At 74.1% G+C, this 19,834-nt stretch carries 20 protein-coding genes, 1 pseudogene and 1 riboswitch; of the genes and pseudogenes, 9 read left to right on the forward strand and 12 right to left on the reverse strand.

Going from position 1 to position 19,834, the window contains the following annotated elements:
• Window positions 1-9: 9 nt before the first annotated feature.
• The 4 genes from ACFYVL_RS03805 (at window position 10) to ACFYVL_RS03820 (ending at window position 4,621) form a co-directional block, all read left to right on the forward strand.
• Complete coding sequence (locus tag ACFYVL_RS03805) at window positions 10-921, forward strand: ABC transporter ATP-binding protein (protein ID WP_389241146.1); 912 nt, start codon at window positions 10-12, stop codon at window positions 919-921.
• Complete coding sequence (locus tag ACFYVL_RS03810) at window positions 918-3,497, forward strand: FtsX-like permease family protein (RefSeq protein WP_389241147.1); 2,580 nt, start codon at window positions 918-920, stop codon at window positions 3,495-3,497. The genes ACFYVL_RS03805 and ACFYVL_RS03810 overlap by 4 nt, the downstream gene beginning before the upstream one ends.
• 84 nt (window positions 3,498-3,581) lie before the next feature.
• On the forward strand, window positions 3,582-3,995 hold the full coding sequence (locus ACFYVL_RS03815; protein ID WP_389241148.1) for a pyridoxamine 5'-phosphate oxidase family protein: 414 nt from the start codon (window positions 3,582-3,584) through the stop codon (window positions 3,993-3,995).
• A gap of 140 nt (window positions 3,996-4,135) precedes the next feature.
• Entirely contained in the window at window positions 4,136-4,621 is a 486-nt protein-coding gene (locus ACFYVL_RS03820; RefSeq protein ID WP_389241149.1) for an SRPBCC family protein, read from the forward strand.
• A gap of 145 nt (window positions 4,622-4,766) precedes the next feature.
• On the opposite strand, the gene ACFYVL_RS03825 is transcribed toward ACFYVL_RS03820, so the two are convergent.
• The 3 genes from ACFYVL_RS03825 to ACFYVL_RS03835 form a co-directional block, all read right to left on the reverse strand.
• The gene (locus ACFYVL_RS03825) at window positions 4,767-5,804 is read right to left on the reverse strand and encodes an ABC transporter substrate-binding protein (protein WP_389241150.1); all 1,038 of its coding nucleotides are present in this window, start codon (window positions 5,802-5,804) and stop codon (window positions 4,767-4,769) included.
• A gap of 132 nt (window positions 5,805-5,936) precedes the next feature.
• A complete protein-coding gene (locus ACFYVL_RS03830; RefSeq protein ID WP_389241151.1) occupies window positions 5,937-6,794 on the reverse strand; it encodes an ABC transporter ATP-binding protein in 858 nt (285 codons plus the stop codon).
• Complete coding sequence (locus ACFYVL_RS03835) at window positions 6,794-7,822, reverse strand: FecCD family ABC transporter permease (RefSeq protein ID WP_389241315.1); 1,029 nt, start codon at window positions 7,820-7,822, stop codon at window positions 6,794-6,796. The genes ACFYVL_RS03830 and ACFYVL_RS03835 overlap by 1 nt, the downstream gene beginning before the upstream one ends.
• A 196-nt stretch (window positions 7,823-8,018) precedes the next feature.
• Window positions 8,019-8,164, reverse strand: a riboswitch (cobalamin riboswitch).
• Window positions 8,165-8,248: 84 nt separating this feature from the next.
• Here ACFYVL_RS03835 and ACFYVL_RS03840 point away from each other — a divergent pair.
• Window positions 8,249-8,887: a DUF6461 domain-containing protein gene (locus tag ACFYVL_RS03840; RefSeq protein ID WP_389241152.1), complete on the forward strand. Its 639-nt coding sequence runs from the start codon at window positions 8,249-8,251 to the stop codon at window positions 8,885-8,887.
• Between the two features lie 27 nt (window positions 8,888-8,914).
• Window positions 8,915-9,886 carry an RNA polymerase sigma factor SigJ gene (gene sigJ, locus ACFYVL_RS03845; RefSeq protein WP_389241153.1) on the forward strand — a complete coding sequence of 324 codons (972 nt, stop codon included), beginning with the start codon at window positions 8,915-8,917 and terminating at the stop codon, window positions 9,884-9,886.
• A gap of 106 nt (window positions 9,887-9,992) precedes the next feature.
• Here the strand turns inward: sigJ and ACFYVL_RS03850 are convergent, their stop codons facing one another.
• The 4 genes from ACFYVL_RS03850 to ACFYVL_RS03865 form a co-directional block, all read right to left on the reverse strand.
• A complete protein-coding gene (locus ACFYVL_RS03850; protein ID WP_389241154.1) occupies window positions 9,993-10,421 on the reverse strand; it encodes a VOC family protein in 429 nt (142 codons plus the stop codon).
• Window positions 10,422-10,494: 73 nt separating this feature from the next.
• Window positions 10,495-11,109, reverse strand: a complete 615-nt coding sequence (gene thpR / locus ACFYVL_RS03855; RefSeq protein ID WP_389241155.1) for an RNA 2',3'-cyclic phosphodiesterase — start codon at window positions 11,107-11,109, stop codon at window positions 10,495-10,497.
• 2 nt (window positions 11,110-11,111) lie between these two features.
• A complete protein-coding gene (locus tag ACFYVL_RS03860) occupies window positions 11,112-11,492 on the reverse strand; it encodes a DUF4440 domain-containing protein (RefSeq protein ID WP_389241156.1) in 381 nt (126 codons plus the stop codon).
• Between the two features lie 9 nt (window positions 11,493-11,501).
• Entirely contained in the window at window positions 11,502-12,140 is a 639-nt protein-coding gene (locus ACFYVL_RS03865; protein WP_389241157.1) for an ANTAR domain-containing protein, read from the reverse strand.
• A gap of 426 nt (window positions 12,141-12,566) precedes the next feature.
• Between ACFYVL_RS03865 and ACFYVL_RS03870 the strand changes: the two genes are divergently transcribed.
• Both ACFYVL_RS03870 and ACFYVL_RS03875 read left to right on the forward strand, forming a co-directional pair.
• Entirely contained in the window at window positions 12,567-13,379 is an 813-nt protein-coding gene (locus ACFYVL_RS03870; protein WP_389241158.1) for an ANTAR domain-containing protein, read from the forward strand.
• Window positions 13,380-13,501: 122 nt separating this feature from the next.
• Window positions 13,502-14,239 (forward strand): GAF domain-containing protein, encoded by a 738-nt coding sequence (locus tag ACFYVL_RS03875; protein ID WP_389241159.1) that lies wholly within the window; start codon window positions 13,502-13,504, stop codon window positions 14,237-14,239.
• Window positions 14,240-14,310: 71 nt separating this feature from the next.
• On the opposite strand, the gene ACFYVL_RS03880 is transcribed toward ACFYVL_RS03875, so the two are convergent.
• The 3 genes from ACFYVL_RS03880 to ACFYVL_RS03890 all read right to left on the reverse strand — a co-directional run bounded on the left by ACFYVL_RS03880 (window position 14,311) and on the right by ACFYVL_RS03890 (window position 16,997).
• Entirely contained in the window at window positions 14,311-15,282 is a 972-nt protein-coding gene (locus ACFYVL_RS03880; RefSeq protein ID WP_389241160.1) for an ADP-ribosylglycohydrolase family protein, read from the reverse strand.
• Between the two features lie 304 nt (window positions 15,283-15,586).
• Complete coding sequence (locus ACFYVL_RS03885) at window positions 15,587-16,456, reverse strand: NAD(P)H-binding protein (RefSeq protein WP_389241161.1); 870 nt, start codon at window positions 16,454-16,456, stop codon at window positions 15,587-15,589.
• Window positions 16,457-16,481: 25 nt separating this feature from the next.
• Window positions 16,482-16,997, reverse strand: a complete 516-nt coding sequence (locus ACFYVL_RS03890) for a winged helix-turn-helix transcriptional regulator (protein WP_389241162.1) — start codon at window positions 16,995-16,997, stop codon at window positions 16,482-16,484.
• 111 nt (window positions 16,998-17,108) lie between these two features.
• Between ACFYVL_RS03890 and ACFYVL_RS03895 the strand changes: the two genes are divergently transcribed.
• Window positions 17,109-18,533, forward strand: coding sequence for an MFS transporter (locus tag ACFYVL_RS03895; protein ID WP_389241163.1), 1,425 nt, complete (start codon window positions 17,109-17,111; stop codon window positions 18,531-18,533).
• On the opposite strand, the pseudogene ACFYVL_RS03900 reads toward ACFYVL_RS03895, so the two are convergent.
• Together ACFYVL_RS03900 and ACFYVL_RS03905 are read right to left on the reverse strand one after the other, a co-directional pair.
• Window positions 18,465-18,695 (reverse strand): annotated as a pseudogene (locus ACFYVL_RS03900) (hypothetical protein); the annotation flags it as partial. The gene ACFYVL_RS03895 and the pseudogene ACFYVL_RS03900 sit on opposite strands and share 69 nt — an antisense overlap.
• 347 nt (window positions 18,696-19,042) lie before the next feature.
• On the reverse strand, window positions 19,043-19,675 hold the full coding sequence (locus ACFYVL_RS03905; RefSeq protein ID WP_389241164.1) for a TetR/AcrR family transcriptional regulator: 633 nt from the start codon (window positions 19,673-19,675) through the stop codon (window positions 19,043-19,045).
• Between the last annotated feature and the right edge of the window lie 159 nt (window positions 19,676-19,834).

Genomic DNA, 19,834 nt, shown 5'->3' on the forward strand with positions numbered 1-19,834 from the left:
AGGGACGTCATGGCCTTGCGTCGAGACCGTACGCACACCGAGACGCGCACACAGCGCCCCAGGAGCGAGGCCCCGGCGCACCCGGCCGCACCTCCCGTCGGCCACCCCTACCCGGCCGCCGCCCACCCGCACACCCACCCGGCACCCGGCACCGCGCAGGTCCCCGCCGTCGAACTCCGCGCGGTCACCCGCAGTTACGGGCGCGGCGGCGCCACCGTGCACGCCCTGCGCGGCATGGACCTCGCCCTGCCGCGCGGCGGCTTCACCGCCGTGATGGGCCCCTCCGGGTCCGGCAAGAGCACCTTCCTCCAGTGCGCGGCCGGACTCGACCGGCCCACCTCCGGCGAGGTGCTCCTCGGCGGCGAGCCGATCACCCGGCTCCACGAGGACCGGCTCACCGAACTGCGCCGCACCCGCATCGGGTTCGTCTTCCAGTCCTTCAACCTGCTGCCCTCCCTCACCGTCGCGCAGAACGTCCTGCTGCCGCAGCGCCTGTCCGGGGTGCGCCAGGACCGCCGCCGCGCCCAGGAACTCCTCGCGGAGGTCGGCCTGCCCGAGCACGGCGAGCGCCGCCCCGGCCAGCTCTCCGGCGGCCAGCAGCAGCGGGTGGCCATCGCCCGCGCGCTGATCACCGCCCCGGAGGTGGTGTTCGCCGACGAGCCGACCGGCGCCCTCGACACCGGGGCCGCCCAGGAGGTGCTCGGGCTGCTGCGCCGGGCCGTCGACACGATGGGCGCGACCGTCGTCATGGTCACCCACGACCCGGTGGCCGCCTCGCACGCCGACCGCGTCCTGTTCCTCGCCGACGGCGCGCTCGCGGGCGAACTGCACCGCCCCGACCCGCAGTCGGTCGCCGACCGGATGACCCGGCTGACCGCCCCGTCCCGCCCGGTGCACCAGTACGCCGGGAGCGCCGCGTGAGCAACGGCCTCGCCAGGGCGGCAGTACGCTTCCGCCCCGCCTCCTTCGTGGGCAGCTTCGTCGCGCTGCTGCTCGGCGCCGCCGTCATCGCGGGGTGCGGCGCCCTCCTCCAGACCGGCCTCATGGCCGAGGTCACCCCGCAGCGGTACGCGCACGCCCCGGTGGTCGTCGCGGCCGAGCCGTACACCTCGATCACCGTGGTGCGTGCCGAGGACGCGGAGACCATCGACGCGCCGCTGCCGGAGCGCGCCCGCGTGGACACGGCGCTGGCCGCCCGCGTCGCCGCCGTCCCGGGGGTCGCTTCGGCGGTCCCCGACCAGTCCTTCCCCGTACGGCAGGGGCCCGGCCCCGGCGCCTCCGGCCCGGCGCGCACCGGGCAGCAGCCGCTGACGGCCGGCAGCGCCGCCGTCGCGGGTCCCCTCGTCGCGGGCCGCGCACCCGCCGCGGGCGAGGTGCTCCTCACCCGGCAGGCCGCCACGGAGGCCCGGGTGAGGATCGGCGACCCCGTCGCCCTCACCGCCCCCGAAGGCACCCGCGACTACCGCGTCTCCGGGCTCGCCGCGCCCTCCCCGCTCGGTACCGCAGTGTGGTTCGAGCCCGCGGAGGCCGACCGGCTCTCCGGCCACCCCGGCCGGGCGGACGCCCTCCTGGTGACCCCGGAGAAGGGGGTCGGCGCACAGGAGCTGGCCGCCCGGGTCGAGCAGGCGGTGGCCACCGCGGCCAAGGGCAGGGGCGCGGACGCCCCCGAGCTCCAGGTACTCACCGGCAACGACCGTGGCATGGCCGAACTGCCCGCCCTGGCCGCCGGAAAGACGTACCTGATCGGGCTCGGCGGCTCCTTCGGCGGGGTCGCCGCGATGACCGCGGTGTTCGTCGTGATGGGCACGATCGCCCTGGCCGTCACCCAGCGGGCCCGCGAGTTCGCCCTGCTGCGGGCGATCGGCGCCACCCCCAAGCAGATCCGCCGCACCATCGCCACCGAGGCGATGATGCTCGCCCCCGCGGCCGGACTCCTCGGCGCGATTCCCGGGTACGCGCTGGCCCGCTGGTGGTTCGGCGAACTGGTCGAACGCGGTGCGGTACCGCCGCAGGTCACGCTCAGCACGGGCGTGCTGCCGGTGGTGGCCGCCGTGCTCCTGAGCACGCTGTCCGCCCTGGGCGCCGGCCGGCTGGCCGCCCGCCGCCCCGCGAAGCTCCGCCCCGGCCAGGCGCTCGGCGAGGCCTCGCTGACCCCGCCGGGACCCGGCAGGGTCCGCATCGGCTTCGGCATCGGGTTCTGCGCGGCGGCCGTCTCCCTGGCCGCCGTCGCCTCACAGCTCGCCGGCGACGCCGCCGCGACCACCGCACTGGGCGTCGTCATGTGCTTCCTGGTCGGTGTGGTGCTGCTCGGCCCGCTGATCGCCCGCGCCGCCACCACCGTGCTCGGCCTCCCGCTGCGCGCGGCCGGCGCCCCGGGCTCGCTCGCGGCCGACAACTCCTCGGCCAACGCGCACCGGCTGGCGTCCGCGATCACCCCGCTGGTGATGGTGATCGCCTTCTGCGGCACGCTCGTCTTCCTGCAGAGCACCATCCGGGAGGCCTCCGCCAGGAACGTCGCCGACGCCGTGACCGCCGACCACGTACTGGCCCCCGCCGACCCCGCGGGCCCCGGTCTCCCGGCCGGGACGGCCGACCGGGCCGCTGCCCTCCCGGGGGTGGCGAGCGCCACCGGAATCCTCCGCACCGGCACGGTCTACGAGTCCATGGACAACCTGGTCACGGCCACCACCCTCGGCGTCTCGGGCAACCCGGCGAACCTGCCCGAGGTCCTCGACCTGGGAGTGCGCACCGGCTCCCTCGCCGCGCTGGGCACCGGCCGCGACACGGTCGCCCTGGACGCCGGGCTCGCCGACAACCTCGACGTCAAGACCGGCGACCGGGTCCCGCTCCGGCTCGGCGACGGCACCCACGTCACCCCCCGGCTGGTGGCGACGTACACCCGGGGCCTGGGCGTCGGCCAGGTGCTGATGCCGCGCGCCGCCCTGGCCGCGCACGTCACCACCCCGTACGACACCCAGGTCCTGATCGCCGCGAAGCCCGGCGCCGACGGTGCCGCGCTCGCCGGAGCGCTGGGGAAGCTGACCCCCGCCGCGACGGTCACCGACGCCGCCGGGTACGGCGTCCAGGCCGACCTCGCGCAGGAACTCGGCTCCTGGGCCAACACCGTGATGGCCGCGGTCCTCGGCGGATTCGCCGCGATCTCCGCCGCCAACACCCTGGTCATGACGGTTCTCGACCGCCGCCGTGAGGTCGGCCTGCTCCGCCTCTCCGGCACCACCCGCCGCCAGGTCAAGGGCATGATGCGCTGGGAGGCCCTCGTGGTGGCCGCCACCGGGCTGCTGCTCGGCGCCGGCATCGCCTGGACGACGCTGCTGCCGATCGCCCGCGGAGTGACCGGCGCCGGCCCGCACATCCCCCTGGTGGTGGCCGCGCCGCTGGCCGCCGGGGCGGTCCTCCTGACCGTCCTGTCCATGGGCCTGCCGACCCGGGCCCTGCTGCGGGTCCGCCCGCTGGAGGCGGGCGCGGGCAAGCAGTAGGGGCACGGGCGGGGCGTGTGCGCCGGGCGGGGGAGTCCCCCGCCCGGCGCACTCCTGTGCGGGCGCGGATGATGAGGTGTCCCCATGGCTCCCATGACCGATTCCGTGCCGCCGCCCGCCCCCGCCCTGCTGCCACGCCTGCGGGAGGAGCGGAACGTCTGGCTGTGCACGGTGCGTCCGGACGGCACGCCCCATACGACCCCGGTCTGGTTCGTCTTCGTACGGGACCGCTGGTGGATCGGCACGGACGGCGGCTCGGTCAAGGTCCGCAACGTCGAGAGGTCCCCGGAGGTCTCGCTCGCCCTGGAGGACGGGGGCCGGCCGGTCGTGGCCGAGGGCCGGGCGACCGCGCACCGCACGGGGTTCCCGGCGGACGTGGCCGCCGCCTTCGCCGCGAAGTACGACTGGGACGTCACCGCCCCGGAGCGGCCCGGGGGACACCGGGTCCTGCTGGAGGTGCCGGTACGGCGCTGGCTGCTGGCGGGCACGGCCCGGTGACACCGGCCCACCGCCAACTGTGACCCGGGTCACCTTCGCCCGTGTCACGGATGCGGGTGCCGTCCGGTCAAGGGGATGGACGGACGCGGTGCGGACCTCGCGCCGCGGCAGGCCGCAGGACCCAGGAGAGGAAGACGGCCATGGAGACCCTGACCGTACGACGTGTCATCGCCGCGCCGATCGCCGACGTGTTCGACTGGTGCGCCGTCAGTACCCACTACACCCGCTCGCCCTTCATCCTCAGGGCCCGGCTGGCCCGCCCGGGGGCCGGGGCGCCGTACGGCGTCGGCGCCGTACGGCTGCACACCTGGACCATCGGCTGGTTCCGCGAGCGGATCACCGCCTACCACCCGCCGTACGACTTCGACTACACCGTCGAGCGCAGCTTCCCGCCCGCCCGGCACGAGCTGGGGCGGATGACCTTCGCCGAGGTCGAGGGCGGCACCGAGGTCCTCTGGACGACCGCCTTCGAGGTGCCGCTGCCGCTCGTCGGGAAGGCCTTCGCCCGCTCGGTCGCACGGCCCCTGATCGCCCGCGCCTTCGGCAGCATCCTCGCCGCGGCGGACGAGGCGCTCACCGCCGGACGGGCGGCGGGCCCGACGGCCGCCCGGCGGACCGGGCGCTAGCGCGCCGGCCCGGCCGACAACCCGGCGGACCTGCGGACCGGTCGACAACCCGGCGGACCTGCGGACCGGCCGACAGCCCGGCGGACAGCGTGGCGGGGCGGCCGACAGCCCGGCCGACAGCGTGGGGCGGCTGGCCGGGCGGCGGTCAGCGTGCGGCGAAGCCCCTGAGGTCGTCCGCGAGGGAGGCGATGGCCGCCGGGTTGCGCGGGCTCTCGACCAGTTCCGCGTAGTCGAGGACGACGATCCGGTCGTTCTTCACGGCCGACACATTGGCCAGCGGCGGGTACGACGTCAGGAACTTCCGCTTCTGCTCGGCACTCGTGTCCCCGTAGTTGTTGATCACGATCACCTCGGGGTCGCGCGCCACGACGGTCTCCCAGCCCACCGTCGCCCAGCTGTCCTTGAGGTCCTTCATCACGTGGTCGCCGCCCGCCCTGGTGATGATGTCGTGCGGGGCGGCGTAGAGGCCCGAGGTGAACGGCTTGTCCTCGCCGCCGTCGTAGAGGAAGACGCGCGGCCGGTCCTTGCCCTTCAACGCCCTGGCCTCCGCGTCCGCGACCTGCTTGCGGAACTTCGCCACCAGGGCCTCGGCCCGCTCCTCCACGTCGAAGACCTTCCCCAGGTTCCGCAGGTCGGTGTAGAGCGCGTCGAGCGGCGGCATGACGCCGCGCGCCGTGCCGCGTCCGTTGCGGCACGACTCGCTCAGCAGGTACGAGTCGACGCCCACCTTGGCGAGCGCGGCCGGGGTGAAGCCCTCGCCCTCGTTGAAGCCGTAGTTCCAGCCCGCGAAGACCAGGTCGGCGCGGGCGTCCAGGACCAGCTCCTTGTTGATCGTCTTCTTCGAGAGCCACTTGGCCTTCTGGTAGCCGTCCTTCCAGGGAACGGAGCTGAGGTCCCCCTTGTCCTCCGGCATCACGAAGCCCGCCATCCGGTCGGCCAGCCCCAGCGCGAACATGATCTCGGTGATGCCCACGTCATTGGTCACCACGCGCTGCGGGGCCTTGTCGAACTGCTTTCGCTGCCCGCAGTTGTCGACGGTCACGGGGTAGTGGCTGCCGGCCGCGGCCTTGTCGGCGGCCCTGGGGGCGACGTCCGCACCGCAGCCGGTGAGGAGGAGGGAGGTGGTGAGAGCGACCGCGAGAGCGGCGGGGCGTACGGGGTTCAGGGGACGGTGGTGACGCATGACGTGCGACGGCTCCTTCAGGAGTGGGCGTGGGGGACGGAGTGACAGCGGGCAGGACGGACGGAGGGACGTAAGGAGGGACGTGCGGGACGCGGGCGCCAAGGGAGCGCTGTCGTCACGGGAGCGCCGTCGTCACGGGAGTGGAGTCGTCACGGAGGCGGAGGGCGCCGGCGCCGCGGAACCGGAGGCCGGGCATTTGGTCGGCCGGTCCACCACCGCCCTCGTCGTCAGCCGGTCGAAGAGCAGCTGCACCGCGCCCGTCTCCGGATGCCGCACCCGGTGCGCCCGTACGCCGAAGACGTCCGCCAGCAGCTCCTGCGTCAGCACCTCGTGCGGCGGCCCGTCGGCGACGATCCGGCCGCCCGCGACGACGTACAGCAGATCGCAGTGCAGGGCAGCGAGGTTGAGGTCGTGCAGGGCGGTGAGCACGGTTGTCCCGCTGTCCCCGACCAGCGCCAGGACCTCCAGCTGCTGGGCGATGTCGAGGTGGTTGGTCGGCTCGTCCAGGACGAGCACCTTCGGCTGCTGGGCGAGCGCGCGGGCGATCAGCACCCGCTGCTTCTCGCCGCCGGAGAGGGTCAGGAAGCCGCGGTCCGCGAGCCGGTCCGCCCCCACCCGTTCCAGCGCCTCCGCACACACCCGCCGGTCCTCCGCGGTGGCCCTGGCCACCGACCGCTGGTGCGGCAGCCGTCCCATCGCCACCACCTCGGCCACCGTGAAGTCGAACTCGGTGACCGCCTCCTGCGGCAGCGCGGCCAGCCGCCTGGCGCCCTCCCGCGCGCTCAGCCCCGACAGGTCGTCGCCGTCGAGCCGGACTGTGCCGGCCGAGGGGCGCAGCGCCCGGTACACGCACCGCAACAGGGTGGACTTGCCACTGCCGTTGGGTCCGACCAGCCCGACGACCTGTCCGTCGGCCGCCCGCAGCGTGATGTCCGCCACCAGCCTCGCCCCGCCGATCTCGACCGACAGGTCCTCGACGTCGACCCTCATCAGGCACCCCCGAAGGTGTAGGAACGGCGCCGCATCAGCAGCACGAAGCACGGCACGCCGACGGCCGCCGTGAGCACGCCCAAAGGCAGTTCGACGGGGGCGAGCACCACCCGCGAGAGCACGTCCACCCAGATCAGCAGCACGGCGCCGGCGAGCGGCGCGACGGCCAGCAGCTTGCGGTGGTCCGCGCCGACCAGCATCCGTACCGCGTGCGGGACCATCAGCCCGACGAACCCGATCGCCCCGCTGACCGCGACCACCGCGCCCGTCACGGCCGCCGACACCAGGAACAGCTCCTTGCGCAGCCGCTCCGGGTCCACGCCCAGCGCCGCCGCCGTCTCGTCGCCCATGGCCAGCGCGTTGAGCCTGCGCGCCGACCAGCCGAGGTGGACGAGCCCGCCGAGCACGGCGCCCGCCGCGACCGGTACGGAGGCCCAGTTGGCCCCGCCGAGACTGCCGAGCAGCCACATCATCGCGGAACGGGCCGCCTCGCCCCGCTCGGCGGCGAACACCATGAAGGTGGTGACGGCCGAGAACCCGTAGTACATCGCCGTCCCGGTCAGCACCAGCCGGAGCGGTGTCAGCCCGCGCGGCGTCCGCGCGACCGCGTACACCAGCACCATCGCCAGCAGCGCCGACACGAACGCGGCGCCCGACAGCGCCCACACCCCGAGCGCCCCGAACGCCCCGAAGATCAGTACCGCGTTGGCGCCGACGGCGGCGCCCGAGGAGATGCCCAGCACGAACGGATCGGCCAGCGCGTTGCGCACCATCGCCTGCACCGCGACCCCGATGGCGGACAGCCCCGCCCCGACCACGGCCGCCAGCACGGCGCGCGGGAAGCGCAGCTCCCAGACGATCGTGTACGCGGGCACCTCCTCCGGCGCGATGCGGCCACCGCTCAGCCCTGCCCACAGATAGCGCAGCACCTCGTCCCAGGAGAGCCCGGAGGCCCCGATCCCGGCCCCGCAGACGAGGGAGACCAGCAGCGCGCCGCCCAGCCCTCCGAGCAGCAGCGGCAGCGGCACCCGCCGGGAGTGCGCGGGCGGTCCGGCCGACCCGGGGTCGGGTCCGGAACCGGAATCGGCTCCGGTCGTGCGTATCGGGGACGACGTGGCCACAGGCGGGGATCGCTTTCGCCTCGGGCCGTGCACGTACGCAACCCAAGGGGCGGCCCGGACGCCGGGCGCCGGAACAGCACCTCATCGCAGTCCACGGCGAATTGACAGGAGCCTTCACCGCCACGGGTGATCGGGCTTACGGAGCCACCTGGGCTCCGCCTTACCGTTGCGGGTCAGCGCCGGACTTCGACCGGACTTCCCCCGTGGGGCGCTTGCAGCTTAACCGGTACGGCGCGGGGGCCCTCCGGCGGCTGCGGGCGCCGGAACGGCTTCGCCCGGTGGGACGGCGGGGCCGCGCACGGCGTTGTCGGTGGTGGCTGCGATGCTGGGGGCATGACCGACAGCACCGTTCCCACCACGACCGCCGCCGACTTCGCCTGGATCAGGGAGCAGTACGCGTCCCTGCTGGAGGCGTACTGCGTCACGCTGGTCGAGGCGATCACCCCCGAAGAGCTGCTCCGGGCGCTCGGCGCGGAGCCCGGGGAGCGGACGACGGGCGTGGAGGATCTGTGCGAACCCTCCTACGACGTATGGGACATGGAGGACGGCGAGCGGCTGCTCGTGGCGGCGGCCCCGGTCGGCGACTGGTCGCTGATGGTCGAGTACAACGGCTTCCTGGGCATCACCGACGAGGTCGCGCTCCCGCTGTCGCGCGGACGCACGGTGGTCTCGCACTTCCGCAACATCAACGCGGTGGACCACTTCAAGTGGTACCGGGACGGCACCACCCGCCTCCACTTCGAGCCGCTCTTCCCCCACCAGCGCGACGGCAGCCACCCCGACGAACTCCTCACCGCCATGCGGGAGTCCGGCTTCGACCTCAGCGACGCCGAGGACCGCCCCCGTCGCGGGCACACCGAAGCGGCCTTCGCCCTCGCACAGCGCATCACCGGCGTGGCCCCGACCCCGCTGCTGTTCGCCGGGGCGGAGTTCGTCGGCGGACTCGCGCAGCCGCCCCGCTCGTCCCGCTGAGCGGCCCGGCCTGGCATGCTGCGGGGTATGACCACGAAGGAAGCTGAAGCTGTCGCGGAGTTCGAGGCGCACCGGTCACGGCTCTTCTCGCTCGCGTACCGGATGCTGGGGTCCGCGAGCGAGGCCGAGGACATCGTGCAGGACACCTATCTGCGCTGGAGCGCGGCCGACGCCTCCGCCGTCCGTACGCCGGCCGCCTGGCTGACCAAGGTCATGACCAACCTCTGCATCAACCACCTCACCTCCGCCCGCGCCCGGCGCGAACGGTACGTCGGGCCCTGGCTCCCCGAGCCCGTGCTCACCGGCGCGGCGGCCGGCCACGGCGGTGCCGACCGGCTCGGCCCGCTGGAGACCGCCGAGCAGCGCGAGTCGGTGACGTTCGCCCTGCTCACCCTGATGGAGCGGCTCACTCCGGCCGAGCGCGCGGTGTTCGTCCTGCGCGAGGCGTTCGGGCACAGCCACCGGGAGATCGCCGAGGCGGTCGGTGTCGAGGAGGCCCACTCCCGGCAGCTGCTGCGCCGGGCACAGACCCAACTCGGCCACCCCCGAAGGCACTTCGAGGTCGACGAGCAGCAGCGGAAGAAGCTGGTCGAGCGGTTCTTCGCGGCCACGGTCGAGGGGGACATGGCCGGGCTTGAGGCGCTCCTCGCCGACGACGTGATCGCCTGGGCCGACGGCGGCGGCAAGGTGACCGCGGCCCGCAGGCCGATCCTCGGCCGGGACAAGGTGGTCCGCTATCTGCTCGGCATGGCGGAGCAGCTCGACGCCTCGCGGTTCCGGTTCGAGTTCGACGAGGTGAACGGGGAGACGGCGGTGCTCGTGCACACGGGCGCCGATGCCGGTGATCCCCGCGAGCCCGCTGCTGCCGGCACTCCCGGTGGTGCGGCGCCGGTGCTGTTCGCCGTCGTGGTGCCGGAGTTCAGGGACGGGCTGATCCGTGGGGTGCGGACCGTGGTCAGCCCCGACAAGCTGACCTTCGCGGCGGCCCAGCAGGCGTGACCCCGCGTGTCGCCGTGTGACGCCGTGCGGGCGTGACCCCGCGTGTCCCCGTGTGACGCCGCGCGGGCCCCGGCCCCCGCCCCGGTTCACCGCACGGCCGCGGCGCTCAGTCGACGCAGAACTCGTTGCCCTCGATGTCCAGCATCGGGATGCACGAGTCGGTGCCGTCGTACAGCGTCTGCACGTGCGTCGCGCCGAGCGGGACCAGCCGGGCGCACTCGGCCTCCAGCGCGGCGAGGCGCTCCTCGCCCACCAGTCCGGTGCCGACCCGTACGTCGAGGTGCACCCGGTTCTTGGCGGCCTTCCCCTCGGGGACGCGCTGGAAGTACAGCCGCGGGCCCTCGCCGGAGGGGTCCACACAGGCGAACCACGCGTCCCGGTCCGCGGGCTGCTGCGCGGCCCGGTACGCGTCCCAGTCGGCGAACCCGTCCGGCGCCGGCGGTACGACGTACCCCAGCACCTCGCACCAGAAGCGGGCGAGCCGCTCGGGTTCCGCGCAGTCGAAGGTGACCTGGAACTTCTTGATCGTCGTCATCGGCACACCCTATGAGGGCGCGCCGATCATCGGAACCCGAATGATCGGAACCCCGGATCACCGGAAACCCGGGTCACCGGAAACCCGAGCCCACGGCGGGCGGTCCCTTCGCCGGTTCGAACGCCCAGGACTCGATGTCCCGGTAGTGGATCGGCCCCGGGCCGCGCCCGATGTTGCTGCCGACCAGGTGCAGCCGTGCGGTGGGCCAGCGGCGGCCGGTGAACTCCGCGAGCGAGGCGGCCGTGGCCACCACGGGGGCGGTGTCGGCCCGGCGGGCGCGGGCCAGCGTCAGGTGCGGGCGCAGCGGCCGGCCCTCGAACGGGACGCCGCACTCCACCACCAGTTCCCGTACCTCCGCGGCCAGCAGGTGCAGCCCCGTCAGATCGCCCTCGACGCCGCTCCACAGGACCCGTTCGTCGAAGTGCCCGCCGCCCCGCAGGCCCAGTTCGAGGGGGCGGCGGGTGGCCGCGAGGTCCGCGAGCGGCCGGCGCAGCGCAGGGACCGCGGCGACGGGCAGCTCGCCGAGGAAGGCCAGGGTGATGTGCCAGTCCTCGATGCGGTTCCACCGCAGCCGCGGGTACGCCTCGTAGGCAGGGCCCAGCGCACGGGCCAGTTCGTCCTTGGCGTCGTCCGGCGGGGCGAGGGCGACGAAGACGCGGACGGTCGCCGACGGGTCGGGTGTGCTCACGGTCAGCTCGTCGGGGTGGCCTGGTGGAAGTACATGCGCCAGCCGGTCCCGGTGAGCCGCCACAGCGAACTGCGCCACGCCCTGCGGCCGTCCGCGTCGGAGAGGTACGTCAGGTGTACGACGCCGGGCGCCAGCACCGAGCCGGCCATCTCCCGCACCTCGATCGGGGGCTCCGCGCCCGCCGGCTCCGCACTCGTCGCCTCAAGGACGGTCGTCGCGTCCCAGCGCCGCCCCGACGCCCCGAACTCGAAGAACTCCGGGTCCAGCAGCTCGGACACCAGGACCTCGGACGCCCGCACCCGCGGGTCCAGCAGCCGCAGTTCCGCCGCGATGGCCTCCTGCACCGCCGGTTCGCTCGTCTCCGCCATGCTTTTGATCGTCATGCCCGCACTCTACGGGCGGGTCCCGGGCCGCCCGCGCAGAGCGGTGTGCCGGGTCAGGGCCTCGTGGATGGGTGCGGGCAGGGGCGGTCCGCTCGCGCTGCGCACCAGGTGGTGCGCGACGTCGGGCAGCGGGGTGTGCGCGTTGCGGGAGATCAGCGCGAGCAGCAGCCACGCCTCCTCCGCCGAACAGGAGGCCAGCGCCATGAGCATGCCCCGGGCCATGTCGATCTCGGGCCGGGGACGCAATGTCCTGTGCAGTTCCTCCAGGGGGCCCGTGGCTGCCTCGCCCTGCGCGAGTTCCCGCGCGAACGACTCGTCGGCGGCGAGCAGCCGGACGGGCGCGGCGGCCCGCAGGACGTCGCGGGCGAGCCGGTGGCGGGTCACCAGCCGGAAGCCGAGGCCGCGTTCCGCCGCGGCCGTTCTCGTCCGGTCGAGGACGTCGACCCCGGTGGAGGTCAGCAGATGGCAGCGCAGGTCGAGTACCAGGCACGGGTCGGCGCACGTGCGGACCAGACCGAGCAGGGCGTCCTGGACCGCCGGTGCGGTCGCGAGGTCGACGACCTGGTAGATCCGCACCACCAACCGCCCGTCGTCGCGGTGGACCGGCAGACGGACCGGTGGTGCGGGTGCGGCCGGTGGGGGTGTCACCGGTGCTTGCCCAGCCGGTACTCGGGTGTGGGGTACGGGCGTGGCAGGTAGCTGCATGGGGGAACTCCGTCACGAGTACGCGGGTGGGGACGCGGCCTCTTCCAGACGCTCTTCCGCTACGGTAGCGGGCCGCCCCGCGCACCGTGGCGGGTTCGCCGCAGCGGGCCGGCCGGCCGGGTGCGCGGCACCGGTCGCGCGCCGGAACATCTGTACGGCCGCGGGACCCGTACCTGGGGAAAGCCCGTACGACCGGGGCGGCTGTGTGACGGGAACGCTCTTGTGGGGGACGTGTGGCGAGGCGTTGCCGGGGAAGCCGTGATGCGGAGCGGCGACACCGTGACGACGACCGGTCGACGGACTCCGCCTCCGGTACTCGCCCGGATATCATCTCCGCAACCGGGCGGAGAGCGAGGAAGGGCGATCGCGGTGTCACCCACCAATGGCGAGAACGCCTCCCCGGGTCACCCGAATCCCGGGCGCCCCGAGCACTTCGGCCGCCCCGGCCACCGGCGTGCTTCCCACGAGAAGTTCGTCGCCCGGCGTCTCGTGGAGGCGCTGTCGGAAGCCGTCACGGACACCGATCCGCAGCGTTCGCTGGCCCGCCTGTGCCGGGCCTGCGTCGAACTGCTCGACGTGTCCGGTGCCTCCATCTCGCTGTCCGGCGGGGAGCAGGCCCGTACCACCTGGTGGTCGAGCGACGAGGTCGCCGGACGGCTCGCGGAGAGCCAGTACTCGCTGGGCGACGGCCCCTGCCAGCGGGCCGTGGCCCTGGCGGCGCCGGTGCTGGCCTCCGACCTCAGCCAGGGGCAGGACGCCCGCCGCTGGCCCGCCTTCGCGCAGGAGGCGGTGGCCCTGGGCGTGCGGGCGGTCTACTCGCTGCCGCTGGGCAGCGAGGCCGTCGTGATCGGCACGCTCGACCTCTACCGCGAGGAGAGCGGTTTGCTGGAGGGCGGTGAACTGCGCCACGGGCTGATGGCCTCGGACGCGATCACCTACGCCCTGCTGCACTTCCACTCGCTGCTGGGCGGCGGCGGGCCGGGGGAGGTGGCGTCCTGGCTGGAGGGGGCGGAGGAGGGCCACGACGAGGTGCACCAGGCCACCGGCATGCTGATGTACCTCCTTCGGCTCGACCCCCAGCAGGCACTGGCCCGGCTGCGGGCCCACGCGTATGTGCACGGACAGTCGGTGAGCGCGGCCGCGCGCGACGTCATCGAGCGGAAGGTTTCCTTCGATGAGTGAGACTCGACGGTGGGGGCCCGATGGGTGGGGGACCCGATGAAGGGGAACCCGGTGTGGCGGAGCGATACGGTCCATGGGCACACGGATGCCTCGACCCCGACCAGGAACACGGTGACCACGTCATGACGAGCCGGGAGAAACGCATCTCGGAGGCGTTCGTCAGCCTGACCGACGTCTTTGCCAGGGACGTCGACCCGACGGTCCTGCTCGACCGGCTCGTCGCGCACTGCACGGCCCTGGCCGGTGCCGACGCGGCCGGCGTGATGATGACCGACTCGCGCGGCAACCTGCGCACCCTGGCCGTCTCCGACCAGCGCGCGGGGCTGCTCGAAGTCGTACAGGCGCAGAGCGGCGAGGGCCCCTGCAGCGACGCCTGGCACAGTTCGGCCAGCGTGTCCGCGCCCGACCTGTCCCTGGCCAGGGACCGCTGGCCCCGTTTCGCGCACCTCGCGCTGGACGCGGGTTTCCGCGGGGCGTACGCGGTGCCCGTCCGGGTCCACGGGCAGGTCGTCGGGGCGCTCGGCCTGCTGAACGGCCGTACCGCGGGCGAGCGGGCCGAACTGGCGCTGGCCCAGGCGTTCGCCGACGTGACGGCGGTCGCGCTGGTGCAGTGGCGTGCCGACCACACCCGCCCCCAGGACGTCCTCACCCTGGTGCAGGCCGCCGTCTCCGCCAAGGCGACCGTCGAGACCGCCAAGGGCATGCTCGCCGCGCACAGCGGTCGCTCCGTCGCCGAATCCGGCACGGCGCTGCACCACTACTGCACCGTGCACCTGCTGAGCCCCGTCGAGGTCGCCCACGCGCTGGTGCGCCGCACCCTGGAACCCGAAGCGGTGATGCCGGCGCAGCGGGTCGGCTGAGCGGCGGCCGGGACGCTCGTGCCGCGCACCGTCGGGCGGCCGACCGACGGCCGGGGCGGTGGCCCGTGCCGTCAGGCGGCGAGGCGGTGGGCGAGGTCGAGCAGGTCGGCGAGGCGCAGCACCCGTCCGCCGTGGCCCGGCAGCGGTACGTGCAGCGGTGCGGTCCAGCGGGCCGGAATCGCGTCCAGGCCGTACCGGGCGCCCGCCAGGCCTCCGGTGACGGCGGCGACGGTGTCCGTGTCCCCGCCCAGGTCGATCGCCGCGCGCACGGCCTCCTCGAAGCCGGTGGTGGTGCGCAGCGCCCAGACGGCGGACCCCAGACAGGGCCAGACGGCACCGTTGAACTCGGTGGCCCGGTCGGGGTGCCAGTCGGGGGCCAGCACCGTCGCGTACCGGGCGCGGTGGTCGGGGTGCACATGGGTGAGGATCTCGGGGAGCGCGGCCAGGGGATCGTCGGGGTCGTAGCCGGTCGCGAGGGCCTCTTCCGTTTCCCCGCCGTCCTCCAGCATCAGGCGGATCAGCTCGTGGAAGACGGCGGTGCCCTCCCAGGCGGCGCGGTCGCCGTGGGTGAGGGCGGCGATGCGTCGTGCGGCGTCCATGGTGGCGGTGCGGCCCGCGCGGGCGAAGCGGACGGCGGACGTCGAGGCCCGCATCAGCGAACCGTTGCCCGCGGCATACGAGTTGATCTGGAAGTGGAGCGCGGCTGCCAGGTCCCAGGGCGACCCGTTGGTCAGTACGTCCTCGGTCTGCAGCCCGATGTCCTTGGGCTCGGCCGCGGCCCACCGCTGGAACCGGCCGAAGATGTCCGGCAGGTCCAACTCGCCGCGCTCCAGGAGGGATTCACCGACCAGGACGGCCATCTGGGTGTCGTCGGTGGCCTCCCCGGGGTCCCAGCCGCCGCCCCCGGCCATCTCGCCGCCGCCACCGGGCACGGGGTACGCCTCGGAGAAGGCCCCGCCCAGCCGGAACTCGAAGGGCCCGCCCAGGGCGTCGCCCACCGCCGATCCGACGACGGCGCCGGCCGCCCGCTGTACGCGCTCCATCCGTTGCCTACGCTCCGTTCGCCCGACGACGGTGACTTCTTCGCACCCCCAGTTTCCCGCACCACGCCGCCCACCCCCTCGGCCGCCCCTACCCGGCCCCGCCCCCTTGGGCGGCGGGGCCGCACCTTTCCCACCCCACCCCCGCCCCCTTGGGCGGCGGGGCCGCCCCCCGGGGGCGGAACGGGCGGGCAAGGGGGCGGCCCCCCGGCGGAGCCGCACCCCCCGGCCCCGCCCGGCCCCCCGGCCCCGCCCAGCCCTACGCACCCCCGACCGCGTACCCCCGCCCCAACACCACGCGCGCCCCCTACACCTCCCTGAAAGCCCCCACATGCTCCCGCGCCCACCGCGCGAACGTCCGGGCCGGGCGGCCCGTCACCCGTTCCACCGTGTCGTTCACGGTCCGGCCCTCCGGCGGAGTGTTCTTGAAGATGTCGATCATCCAGGCGACCGTGTCCTCGTCCAGACCCTCCGCCCGGTACCCGTCCGCTGCCTCCTCCTCGGAGAGTTCCACCAGCCGGATCTCCCGTCCGGTGGCGGCGGCGAGGGCCGCCACCTTGTCCCGTACGGTCAGCGCCTGCGGGCCGGTGATCGTGTACTCCCGGCCCGCGTGCCCGGCCTCGCTGAGCGCCACCGCGGCGACCGCGCCGATGTCGGCCTCGTGCACCATGGCGCTGACGCCGTCGACGAAGGCCGCCTGTACCTCCGCCTTCGTACGGATGGCATCCGCCCAGTTCAGGGCGTTCGCCATGAACTCCACCGGGCGCACCACCGTCCAGTCCACACCGCTCCCGCGCACCGCGTCCTCCAGCGGCGTCGGCCCGCCGCCGTGCAGCACGCTGACGCGCCGCACTCCGGCCTTCCGCGCCCGTTCGACGATCTCGGGGCCGGTGGTCAGCGCCTCGTAACCGCCGCCGGTGAAGGTGATCAGGTGCAGCCCGCTCACGCCGTCGAGTGCCGCTTCGAGGGTGGCGGGGTCGGCCAGGTCGCCCCGTACCACCTCAACTCCTTCCGGGAAGGACGCGGTTGAGGGGTCGCGGGTCAGTGCGCGCACAAAGTGGCCGCGGGCCTGGAGTTCCCGGACCACCTCGCGGCCCACGCTGCCGGTCGCACCGGTCACGAGGAACGTCCGAACTGCCGTTGCCGGAAGGGTGCTTTCCGTCGTCTTCTTCGTCATGGCCTCACCGTAGGAAGCCTTGCGGTCAGTTTCGGTCCGCGTTGCCCTCGCCCCGAGGTACGTCCTGAGGTACGTCCTGAGGTACGTCCTGCCGGGCGGGGACCTTGTGGACGGTGGTGTCGTCGGGGCTCAGCCGCCGCCCGTCCTCGGCCAGTACCTCCAGTGCGCGCAGCGGGCGTTGCGACCGGCGGTCGAGGAGTTCCGAGTGCGGTTCGCCGGGGGCGAAGAAGTTCTGCTCGCCCCACTGCCGCAGCGCCACGACGACGGGGAAGAGCGCCTCGCCCTTCGGGGTCAGTACGTACTCGCGGTAGGCGCTGCCGTCCGAGGCGGGTACGGATGCGAGCACACCGCCGTCGACCAGGGTGCGCAGCCGGGCGGTGAGGATGTTCTTCGCCACCCCCAGGCCGCGCTGGAACTCCCCGAAGCGCCGGCTGCCGTCGAAGGCGTCCCGCACGATCAGCAGCGACCACCAGTCGCCGATCGCGTCCACCGAGCGGGCGACGGGGCATTCGCTGTCGTCGAAGCGCGTCCTGCTCACCATGGCGGCGTCCCTCACTCACTCTCACACGTACTGGTTGCAACATGCTACCAAGTCGGGCTAGCGTCCCTTCCGGTTGCAAGATGAAACTGGATTCTCGAAGGGGTGGTGCCGATGTCCGGCGACGACGAGACCGTGGTGCGGGGGAGCGGAGAAGCCGCAGGGCGTTCCTCCGGGGATTCACCCCGGAACTCCCCGGTGATTCCCCCGGGGAGTTCCCGGGGAGCGGAAAGCTCCGCACCCGCCCTCTCCCGCGGGGTCGTCGCGCTGTTCGCCTTCGCCTGCGGGGCGGCGGTGGCCAACGTCTACTTCTCGCAGCCGCTCCTGGTCACCATGGGCCAGGACCTCGCGATGAGCCCCGCACTCGTCGGCAGCGTCGTCACCCTCACCCAGATCGGGTACGGGCTGGGCCTCTTCCTCCTCGTACCGCTGGGCGACGTGACCGACCGCAGGCGGCTCGTCGTGGCCCAACTGCTGCTCCTGGTCGGCGCGTTGGCGGTGGTGGCCGTCGCCCGGACGGCGGCGATGCTCCTCGTGGGCATGGCCGTGACGGGCCTCTTCGCGGTCGTCACCCAGACGCTGGTCGCGTTCGCGGCGTCGCTGGCACCTCCCGCCGGGCGCGGCCGGGTCGTCGGACTGGTCACCAGCGGTGTGGTGGTCGGCATCCTGCTCGCCCGCACCGCGTCCGGCGTCCTGGCCGACCTCGCGGGCTGGCGCGCGGTGTACGTCGCCTCGGCGGTGCTCACCGCGCTGCTCGCCCTGGTCCTGCACCGCGTACTGCCGCGCCCCGCGGGCCCCGCACCGGCCGCCCTGCGCTACGGGCAGCTCCTGCGATCCACGGTCACCCTGTTCGCCAGGGAGCGCCTGCTGCGGCTCCGGGCCCTGCTCGGCCTGCTGATCTTCGCCGCCTTCAGCACCCTGTGGAGCGGCGTCGCACTGCCGCTCAGCGAGGCACCGTACTTCCTGTCCCACAGCGCGATCGGTGCGCTGGGGCTGATCGGTGTCGTCGGCGCGCTGGCGGCGGGCGCGGCGGGCCGGCTGAACGACCGCGGCCACTCCCGGCGGACCACCGGCATCGCGCTGGCGGTGCTCGCCCTCTCGTGGCTGCCGCTGGCCTTCACCCGTGACTCGCTCTGGGCCCTGTTCGCCGGGGTGATCCTGCTGGACCTGGCCGTACAGGCGGTGCACGTCACCAACCAGACCCTGATCCACGCGCTGCACCCGGACGCGGGCAGCAGGCTGATCGGCGGATACATGGTGTTCTACTCGGTGGGCAGCGCCCTCGGCGCCCTCGCGGCGACCACCCTCTACACGGTGGGCGGCTGGGGGGCGGTGTGTGCGCTGGGCGCGGCGTTCAGCGGCCTCGGGTTCGTGCTGTGGGTGTGCCTCGACCGGTCAGCGGGGCAGACCCCGGCGCGTGCGGGCCAACGCGAGCCCGCCGAGGACGGTGGCGACCAGCCCCAGCAGCAGGGCCACATAGGCCCCGCCCAGCCCGTTGCCGGAACCCACGGCACCCCGGGAGGCGGCCGCCACGAGTGAGCCGACGGTCAGCGCGACGATCCCCGCTCCGGGCGCGGGTCGGGCCCGGAGCTTCCGGGCCCGACCCGCGGAACCGGGAACCGGCTCGGCCGCCACGCCCGGTCCCGGACCCGTCCGCGCCGTCCCCTTCCCGGGCCTGCCCCCGTCCCGGACCCCCTCCACGACCCGGCCTCCCTCTCCGGCCTTGGACCCTGCTTCCAGCCGCGGACTCGGCCTCCCGTCCGGACCCGGCCATCGGCCCGATGCCCATGGCCCGTCGGTACTTTGGCGAGGCGTCGGTGCCGGTGCTCAGCCCAGGATGGCCGCTGGGACGGGGGTTCGTCGGCACTCTGGCGTCGGTGCTCGGTGCGGTACTCCTGTTCGGCCCGGGACCCACCGGCGCTTTGGCCTCGGTGGTCGGCCGCGTACTCCCGCTCGGCCCAAGCCCCGTCCCCTTCTCGGCCCCGGGCTCGGTCCCGGGCCCGGAGCGACCGTGCGGTGAGGGGCGGGGCCGGGGCCGGTGGTGCCGGTCAGCCGGTGGCGGACGCCGGGGGCCGGGCCCGGAACTCGTCGAGCCGCAGGAACGTCAGTGCGCGGCGGATCAGGTCGAGGAGTTCCGCCGGTTCGTCCTGCCACGCCCAGTGCTCCATGGTGACGGTCAGCGCGTCCAGCACCGCGGTGGTCAGCAGGCTCACTTCGAGGCTGTCGGCAGGGGTGCCCGTGCGGGACGCCAGTGCCGGTGCGAGCCGTTCCCGCATCTCCTGCCCCGTGGCGAGCCAGCGCGTCCGCAGCGCGGGCGCGGTCCCCATGACGCGGACGAGCCGGCGGGTACGGGCCACGTCCTCCAGGCGGCGCTCGGCCGTCGCCGACGCGAAGGACGCCTCGACGGCCGCGCTGAGCGGCTCCTCGGCCGGATGGGCCGCGAGGGCGTCCACGAGCAGGTCGAGTCCGGAGGTGTAGAGGGGAGTGAGGGCGTCCTCCTTCGCCGGGCAGTAGCGGTAGAAGGTGCGCAGCGAGAGGCCCGCGGCGGAGGCGATGTCCTCGACCGTCGTCGTGTCGTAACCGCGGTCGGCGAACAGCGTCGCCGCGGCCTCCGCGATCTCCAGTCGAGTCCGAAGGCGCCGCTGTTCCGTCAGGGACGGACGGCCCCGTGCTGCCGCCATGGTGCTGTGCTCCTCGCCGTGTTCCGCCTCGGCCTCATTCTCACAGACGGAATCCCAGGGCCGGGCAGAATTATTGGCACGGCATGCCAAAAAAGCTTATGTTGATCAACGTCCGGCCGGAAGCGGCTCGGTGACGTACGGCCGACGGCCGGTACGCGC

It is taken from the genome of Streptomyces sp. NPDC004111 (genome assembly GCF_042874215.1).
In the GTDB taxonomy this organism is placed as follows: domain Bacteria; phylum Actinomycetota; class Actinomycetes; order Streptomycetales; family Streptomycetaceae; genus Streptomyces.